Genomic DNA, 8,566 nt, shown 5'->3' on the forward strand with positions numbered 1-8,566 from the left:
GAAGAAACTCGGGCTCGAACTCGGCGGCAACGCGCCGTTCGTGGTGTTCGACGACGCCGATATCGATGCCGCGGTCGACGGCGCCATCATCTCGAAATACCGCAACATGGGCCAGACCTGCGTCTGCGCCAACCGCATTTATGCGCAGGACAAGATCTACGATTCGTTCGTCGAAAAGCTGTTGAAGAAAGTCGCGGCGATGAAGATCGGCGACGGCACCGAGCAGGGTGTGGTGCAGGGGCCGCTGATCAACATGGACGCGGTCGACAAGGTCGAAAAACACATCGCCGACGCATTGAAGCATGGCGCAAAGATCGTCACCGGAGGAAAACGCCATGCGCTCGGCGGCACCTTCTTCGAGCCGACGGTACTGTCCAACGTCGCGCCGGACGCGCTGGTGTCGCGGGAGGAAACCTTTGGGCCGCTGGCGCCGGTGTTCCGCTTCAAGGACGAGGCTGACGTGATCGCGATGTGCAACAACTCGCCGTTCGGTCTGGCGTCGTATTTCTACTCGCGCGACCTCGGCCGGGTCTGGCGCGTCGCGGAGGCGCTGGAGTCCGGCATGGTCGGCGTCAATACCGGACTGATCACCACCGAGGTCGCGCCCTTCGGCGGCGTCAAGGAGTCCGGTCTCGGCCGCGAAGGCTCGCACCACGGCATGGAGGAATATGTCGAGATCAAATATGTCATGATGGCAGGAATTTGAGGGCGCAGACTTTCGAGCGCGTGGTCGTAATCCCGGGCACGGCCGACCGGTTTGAGGACCCTTGCCAGATCCCAAGTCAGGCTCGGCCTCGTAAAGTGTGCTAGTCTGAGGCTGGAATGATACCCGGTCTTCAGCTTCAGGGGCGGACATGCGACGGCGCGAGTTGCTCAAAACCATTGCCGGCTCAGCGTTGGCGTGGCCGTTGGCCGCGTCCGCGCAGCAGGGCGAGCGCGTGCGGCGCATCGGGGCGCTGATCGCGCGGGCCGCGGCCGATCCGGAAGCCGCCGAAGGCGTCGGGGCCTTCGCACAGGGATTGGCGGAACTGGGTTGGACCATCGGCCGCAACGTGCGGATCGAATATCGCTATGGCGCGGGCGATCCCGAAACGTCTCACAAATACGCGATGGAATTGGTCGCGCTCGCGCCCGACGTCATACTCGCCTCCGGGACCCCGAGCGTGGCCGCGCTCCAGCAAAGCTCCCGTTCGCTGCCGATCGTGTTCGCGCTGGTCACCGATCCGGTCGGCGCCGGCTTTGTCGATAGCCTCGCCCAGCCGGGCGGCAACACCACCGGCTTCATGCTGTCCGAATACAGCTTGAATGCCAAATTGCTGGAATTGCTCAAGCGGATCGCGCCTAACGTGAGCCGCGTGGCCGTTCTTCGGGATTCCGTCAATCCCGCGGGAATTGCTCAATTCGGCACCATCCAAGCCGTGGCCTCCTCCGTCGGGGTGGAGGTGAGCCCGATCAACGTGCGCGACGCCGGCGAGATCGAGCGCGCCGTCGCGGCCTTCGCGCGCTCGGCGAATGGCGGCTTGGTCGTGGCGGGGAGTGCGTCGGCCACGACGCATCGCGAGCTGATCATCACGCTGGCGGCGCGGCACAAGCTGCCCGCGGTCTATTCCGGTCGCTTTAATGTCACTATCGGCGGCCTGATCTCATATGGGCCCAATCGAATCGATCAGTTCCGACGCGCGGCCGGCTATGTCGATCGCATCCTCAAGGGCGAGAAGCCGGCCGACCTGCCGGTGCAGGCGCCGACCAACTACGAACTGGTCATCAATCTCAAGACCGCGAAGGCGCTGGGCCTTACAGTTCCCGACACCTTGCTGGCGAGCGCCACCGAGGTGATCGAATGAGCCGGGCGGATGTCGTTTGTTCGCGACGACGACGTCGTCCGAAGCCGACATCGGGCCTGGCCGGCATTCCTGCCTGGTGGGCTCGTTTCTCGCTCGCCTCTCCGCCGCAACGTGCTAGGATTTAAATGCATCCTGAAGACCCAATGGCACCGTGCGAACTCACTGCTTTGGTCGGCGCCTCGGCGTCAGCTCGCCGGAATGAAGAAAAGAGCGCGGGCTCGCGCCATCGGCACAAGGAAGGAAATCATCATGCTCGACAAGGCCCCCAACGGAAAAGTGTCTGATTTGCTCAGCGCGCTCGACAAGGCGCTGTCGGCCGGCGAGGTGGAAAGGGCCGTCGATCTCTTTCAGGCGGACTGCTACTGGCGCGACCTCGTGACCTTCACCTGGAACATCAAGACCATGGAGGGCAAGGATCAGGTTCGCGACATGCTCAAGGCGCGGCTCGCCGCAACCAGGCCGTCGAACTGGAAGATCGCCGATGGCGAAGACGCCTCCGAGGCGGATGGAATTACCGAGAGCTGGATCCAGTTCGAAACCGGGGTCGCGCGCGGCTTTGGCCACATGCGGCTGAAGGACGGCCGGATCTGGACGTTGCTGACGACCATGAGCGAACTCAAGGGGCACGAGGAGCCGGTTGGCTTCGACCGTCCGATGGGCGCAAAACACGGCGCCGAACGCAACCGAAAAACCTGGAAGGAAGAGCGCGAGGCGGAAGCGGCCGAGCTCGGCTATTCGCGTCAGCCCTATTGCGTCATCGTCGGCGGCGGTCAGGGCGGCATCGCGCTCGGCGCCCGGCTGCGCCAGCTCAATGTACCGACGATCATCATCGAAAAGAACGAAAGACCCGGCGACAGCTGGCGCAAACGTTACAAGTCGCTCTGCCTGCATGATCCGGTCTGGTATGATCATCTGCCCTATCTGTCATTTCCCGCAAACTGGCCGGTCTTCTCGCCGAAGGACAAGATCGGCGACTGGCTCGAAATGTATACCAAGGTGATGGAGCTCAATTACTGGGGTTCGACCGAATGCAAGAAGGCGTCCTACGACGAGAACGCCCGTGAATGGACCGTCGTCGTGGAGCGCGACGGCAAGGAGATCGTCCTCAAACCAAAACAGCTGGTGCTGGCGACGGGAATGTCGGCCAAGGCCAACATGCCGAAATTCGAAGGCATGGATGTTTTCAAGGGCGATCAGCACCACTCGTCGCAACATCCAGGGCCGGACCAATACAAGGACAAGAAAGCCGTCGTGATCGGTTCAAACAATTCCGCCCACGATATCTGTGCCGCGCTGTGGGAGGCCGGCGCGGACGTCACCATGGTTCAGCGCTCCACAACCCATGTCGTGAAGTCGGACTCGCTGATGGAGCTCGGGTTGGCGTCGCTTTACTCCGAACAGGCGGTGCAGGCCGGAATGACGACGGCCAAAGCCGACCTGATCTTTGCTTCGCTGCCCTACAGGATTCTGCACGAGTTCCAGATCCCGGTTTACAATGCGATCCGGGAACGCGATGCCGATTTCTACAAGCGGCTCGAGAAGGCGGGCTTCCTGCTCGACTATGGTGATGACGACTCAGGCCTGTTCATGAAATATTTGCGGCGCGGATCCGGATACTACATCGATGTCGGCGCTTCGGAGCTGGTTGCCGATGGCAGCATCAAGCTGAAGAGCGGCGTCGATGTCAAAAAACTCACCGAGCATTCCGTCATCCTGAGCGACGGAACCGAACTGCCGGCCGATCTCGTCGTTTACGCTACCGGCTATGGTTCGATGAACGGCTGGGCCGCGGACCTGATCTCCAGGGAGGTCGCCGACAAAGTAGGCAAGGTCTGGGGACTGGGCTCGAATACGACCAAAGACCCGGGGCCATGGGAAGGCGAGCAGCGAAACATGTGGAAGCCGACGCAGCAGGAGGGGCTTTGGTTCCATGGCGGCAACCTGCACCAGTCACGCCACTATTCGCAGTTTCTGTCGCTGCAGTTGAAGGCGCGAATGGAAGGCATTCCCACGCCGGTTTACGGTCTTCAGAAGGTCCACCATCTCGGCTGAAGTGCGAGCATTACCGGCCATCCCCGCCGAACGCGCCGTGGCGACCGACGCCGGAGGCAAAGCGCGTCGCGCCCGACAGCGTTTCGCCTGATGCGATCACCTCAAGCCCGCCGCGCATCTCGTTGGCGATGGCGTCTTGCTCCTCGAGATCCCATTGCCGCAGCGCCGACAGCCGGTCCGCGCGCAGGCACCTTTGCGGAAACCGGGCGATGTCCTGGGCCAGCGCAATCGCATGCGTGCGGGCTTCGCCTTTGGGCACGAGGCGGTTGGCGAGCCCCATGCGCAGCGCTTCGGGGCCGCCGACCGGCCGCCCAGTCAGGATCAGGTCGATCGCCTGGGAATGGCCGATCAATCGCGGCAGGCGGATGGTGCCGAGATCGATCAATGGCACGCCAAAGCGGCGGCAGAAGATGCCGAAGGTGGCATCCTCGGCGACGACGCGCATGTCCGCCCATAGCGCGAGCTCCATGCCGCCGGCGACCGCAAAGCCTTCGACCGCCGCGATCACCGGTTTCGACAGCCGCAGCCGGCTCGGCCCCATCGGCGCGATGGTGTCATGGCCGCCGATCTCGCGCTTCTTGTTCGGATCGCCGGTTGCCACCGCCTTCAAATCGGCGCCCGCGCAGAAATAGCCGCCGGTGCCGGTGAACACGGCAACGGACGCTTGTTCATCGGCATCGAAGGCGCGGAACGCATCGAACAGTTTTCGCGCGGTCGCGCCGTCGACGGCGTTGCGGCAATGCGGACGGTTGATGGAAACGATGGTCACCGGACCATCGCGTTCGACGAGCACGGTATCGGCATCGGTCATGCTGCACTCCCTATCGCTTTTCTGTCGGCGATAGAGTTTCGCATTAGCGGCGATGTCTAGGCAATCTTCAGTTCGCTTCCGGTGATACGCCGGTAAGCCTCCAGATAGCGCTTGCTGGTGGCGTCGACCACGCTTGCCGGCAGCGGCGGGGGCGGCGCTTCGCCATTCCAGCGGCCGGCGCGGCGCTCGGCGTCGAGGTAGTCGCGCAGCGGCTGCTTGTCGAAGCTCGGCTGCGGCTGGCCGGGCGTGTAGACATCGGCCGCCCAGAACCGTGAACTGTCCGGCGTCATCACCTCGTCGATCAGGATGATACGCCCGTCGCGATCCCGGCCAAATTCGAACTTGGTGTCGGCGATGATGATGCCCTGCGCGCGGGCGATCTTCTCGCCGAGCGTATAGGCCGCGCGCGCCATGCTCTCCAGTTCGTACGCCACCTCGTCGCCGACCACCTCGCGCATGCGCGCGACCGTGATGTTCTCGTCATGACCGGTCTCGGCCTTGGTGGCCGGGCTGAAGATCGCAGGCTCCAGTCTGGCGCTTTCGACCAGGCCCGCCGGCAGCTTCTCGCCGGCCAGCGTGCCATTTGCGGCGTATTCCTTCCAGGCCGAGCCTGAAAGGTAGCCGCGGATCACGCACTCGATCGGAAACACCTTTGTGCGCCGGCACAGCATCGCGCGGCCGACAATGTCGGCGCGATGGTCCCGCAGCGTGGGCACCTCGGCGACGATCGCGTCGGCGTCGGCGCTGATCATGTGATGCGGCACCACGCCTTCGAGCCGGTCGAACCACCAGGCGCTGATTTGCGTCAGCACCGCACCCTTCATCGGGATGGTTTCGGCCATCACCACGTCGAACGCGCTGATGCGGTCGGTGGCGAGCAGCAGCACGCGGTCGTCGCCGACGGCATAGATATCGCGGACCTTGCCGCGCCCGATCCGGGGCAATGGCAGGTCGCTGGCGCGCATCGCATTCATTCGGTCAGGCTTTCAAACGGAGCGCCCTCGCGTGCGCGCGAGTGCCGGTGAGGAGGGAAGGGATAGCTCACTCCGGCAGCGGAATGAACTCATGTTCGTCGGGCACGGGCGCGAAACGGCCGGTTTTCCAGTCCTGTTTGGCCTGCTCGATCCGCTCCTTGCTCGAGGAGACGAAATTCCACCAGACATGACGCGGCCCTTCCAGCGCGTCGCCGCCGAGGAACATCATCCGCGTCGGCCTGATCGCTCTCACCGTGATGCGGTCGCCGGGCCGGAAGATCAGAAGCCGCGGGCCTTCGTAACGCTCGCCCGCGATCTCGACTTCGCCGTCGACCAGATAGATCGCGCGCTCTTCATGGTCAGGGTCGAGTGGCACGCCCGTTCCGGCATCCGCGGTCACCTCGGTGTAGAACCAGGGCGACACCATGGTGACCGGCGATGTCACGCCGAAGCCGTGGCCGGCGATGATGCGCGCGGTGAAGCCGCCCTCCTTGACGGTCGGCAGGCTTCCGGCGGCATAATGCTGGAACGAGGGCGCGATCTCTTCCGAACCCGCCGGCAGCGCGATCCAGCTTTGCAGACCCAGCATCTTCTGGCCGTCGCGGCGCTGCACGTCCGGCGTGCGCTCGGAGTGCGCGATGCCGCGTCCGGCGGTCATCAGGTTCATCGCGCCGGGCTGGATTTCCTGGATGTTACCCTCGCTGTCGCGATGCATGATGCTGCCGTCGAACAGATAGGTGACGGTGGCGAGCCCGATATGCGGGTGCGGGCGGACATCCATGCCCTTGCCGGCCAAAAACTGCACCGGTCCGAAATGATCGAAGAAGATGAAGGGGCCGACCATCTGCCGCTTGCCGTGCGGCAGCGCGCGGCGCACCGCAAAGCCGTCGCCGAGGTCACGGGTGCGCGGCACGATGACAAGATCGAGCGCGTCGCAGGAGGGGGGATCGCCGAGCACGGGATCATTGGAGGGAAGCCAGCTCATGGGGGAACTCCTTGGACTTTGCCGTTACCATAGCAGCAAATATAGGAGTCGTGGCCATGGCGAGGCGATGGTCGCCGACGAGCAATTCGTCGCGCCCATGGCCGTGCGCCAGGCGAAATAATCCACAGCAGGGCAAGCAGGGGTTGGATTGCTCGTCGCTTGCGCTTGTCGCAATCACGACGGTAAGCAGGTGCAAACGGTAAACAAAGGGCAGGTATTCAATGATCGCTCCGCTCAAGCCGGCCGCCGCGCTGGCGCACATCCACGGCCCGGTGATCGAGACCGAGCGGCTCTTGTTGCGGCCGTGGCGCGGCGGCGACATCGCGCCGAACACGGCGATGCTGTCCGATCCCGGCACCGCACGCTTCATCACCGCCGACGGCAAGCCCGTCACCGACGCGCTGGTCGGGTGGCGCAACGCGGCGATCATGGCCGGGCACTGGGTGCTCTATGGCGCCGGCATGTTCGTGGTCGAGGAAAAAGCCTCGGGAAAATTCACAGGGCGGGTCGGGCCGTGGTTTCCGCCAGGTTGGCCCGGCTTCGAGGTTGGCTGGGGTATCGCCGCCGAATTTCGCGGCAAGGGCTATGCGCTGGAAGCGGCGCAGGCCTCGATTGACTGGGTTTTCGCCACCTTCGAGATCGATCAGATCATCCACTGCATCGACCGCGAGAACGTGGCGTCGCAGGGCGTGGCGCGGCGGCTGGGGGCGAGCAAGGTGCATGAGACCGATCTGTTCGGCCATGCCGCGGATGTCTGGGTGACCCGCCGCGATCGCTGGTCCGGTCTGACGCATTGAACAGGCCGCCGATCTGCATCCAGATCATCCGGCGCGTGGGTACCGCGCGGATCGAATCCGCCGTCCTCACGCTTCGGCCACTGGCGACAAAGCCTTGTGCGGGCAACTGACGCCCGTCGCGTCTTATTGCCGGCCGAGCTGCGTGGCTTTCTCGACGCGGTCGAATCGCTCGAGCGAGAGGATCGCCTCGGCGAGCTGGTCGGCGCGGCCGTTCAACACCGGGCGCGCGAGCGTCAAGAACTTCTGCTGCATTGCCTGCGCGTCCGGGAACGAGTTCGGCTCGCCGGAGGGATCGGCATAGAGCCGCTCATGCACGCCGTCCTCGGTGGTGATGGAGACGCGCGCGCCGAACGGATGGGTCCGGCCGACCTCGAGGCGATCGTCCTGCACCACGTCGAATTTTTCCGCGAGCGCATCGATCGCCTTATCGCCAAGGCGGTCGTAGTCGTCCCAGCCAAAACGGCCCTGATCGAGCGCGACCGCGCCGGTGAAGAACATCGAGAATTGCCCGCCGACGATCGAGGTCGGGTGGCGCTTGGTGGCGGCGTCGCCGGTCAGCGTGATGCCGTTGCGGTGCAGGCCGATCTCGACGCGCTTGATCTGGTCAGGCGTCAGATTGTGCTCCCGGCGCATCGCGATCAGCGCATCGAGCGCGGCGTGGGTGTAGCGGCAGCTTGGATAGGGTTTTACGCCGATCTTCATGGTCTCGTAGGTGCTGCCAAGCCCGGCGGTGGCCTTGTCGGGATGGGCGTTGTCGCTGTAGCCGACCAACAGGCCGTGCTTGCCCTCGACCGATTCGGTCGAACCGACAAAATCGTTGCGCGCCAGCGTCGCGGCGATCACGCCGTTCATCGCCGCGGCGCCGACCTGGTAACGCTTGTTCCAGGCGCCGTTGACCAGAAATTGCAGCGAGCCCGCGGCCTGGCTGCCGGAGACGCCGAACGCCGCGACGATCTGGTCCTTCGACAGTCCGAACAGCTTTGCGGCCGCGGCGGCCGCGCCATAGGTTCCCGCGGTCGCGGTGGGATGGAAGCCGCGCGCATAATGCGAGGTGGGATCGAGCGCGTTGCCGAGCCGGCAGCAGACCTCATAGCCCGCGACGA

Annotated in this window: 8 protein-coding genes; 4 read left to right on the forward strand and 4 right to left on the reverse strand. The window is 64.3% G+C overall.

Annotated features, from left to right (window positions below):
* The 3 genes from WCE35_RS04000 to WCE35_RS04010 form a co-directional block, all read left to right on the forward strand.
* Positions 1 to 706: aldehyde dehydrogenase family protein (locus WCE35_RS04000; RefSeq protein ID WP_424592047.1), on the forward strand; the 706-nt coding region annotated here is incomplete at its 5' end.
* A gap of 202 nt (positions 707 to 908) precedes the next feature.
* The gene (locus tag WCE35_RS04005) at positions 909 to 1,844 is read left to right on the forward strand and encodes an ABC transporter substrate-binding protein (protein ID WP_424592048.1); all 936 of its coding nucleotides are present in this window, start codon (positions 909 to 911) and stop codon (positions 1,842 to 1,844) included.
* A 249-nt stretch (positions 1,845 to 2,093) separates the two neighbouring features.
* Positions 2,094 to 3,896, forward strand: coding sequence for an NAD(P)-binding domain-containing protein (locus WCE35_RS04010; RefSeq protein ID WP_424592049.1), 1,803 nt, complete (start codon positions 2,094 to 2,096; stop codon positions 3,894 to 3,896).
* A 10-nt stretch (positions 3,897 to 3,906) separates the two neighbouring features.
* Here the strand turns inward: WCE35_RS04010 and WCE35_RS04015 are convergent, their stop codons facing one another.
* The 3 genes from WCE35_RS04015 to WCE35_RS04025 form a co-directional block, all read right to left on the reverse strand.
* A complete protein-coding gene (locus WCE35_RS04015) occupies positions 3,907 to 4,707 on the reverse strand; it encodes a crotonase/enoyl-CoA hydratase family protein (RefSeq protein WP_424592050.1) in 801 nt (266 codons plus the stop codon).
* 56 nt (positions 4,708 to 4,763) lie between these two features.
* Entirely contained in the window at positions 4,764 to 5,681 is a 918-nt protein-coding gene (locus WCE35_RS04020) for a phosphoribosylaminoimidazolesuccinocarboxamide synthase (protein WP_424592051.1), read from the reverse strand.
* 67 nt (positions 5,682 to 5,748) lie between these two features.
* A complete protein-coding gene (locus tag WCE35_RS04025; RefSeq protein WP_424592052.1) occupies positions 5,749 to 6,666 on the reverse strand; it encodes a pirin family protein in 918 nt (305 codons plus the stop codon).
* 221 nt (positions 6,667 to 6,887) lie between these two features.
* Between WCE35_RS04025 and WCE35_RS04030 the strand changes: the two genes are divergently transcribed.
* A complete protein-coding gene (locus tag WCE35_RS04030) occupies positions 6,888 to 7,463 on the forward strand; it encodes a GNAT family N-acetyltransferase (protein WP_424592053.1) in 576 nt (191 codons plus the stop codon).
* A 123-nt stretch (positions 7,464 to 7,586) separates the two neighbouring features.
* On the opposite strand, the gene WCE35_RS04035 is transcribed toward WCE35_RS04030, so the two are convergent.
* Positions 7,587 to 8,566: MmgE/PrpD family protein (locus WCE35_RS04035; protein WP_424592054.1), on the reverse strand; the 980-nt coding region annotated here is incomplete at its 5' end.

Origin of the sequence: Bradyrhizobium sp., assembly GCF_049691595.1 — a bacterium.
Lineage (GTDB): Bacteria > Pseudomonadota > Alphaproteobacteria > Rhizobiales > Xanthobacteraceae > Bradyrhizobium.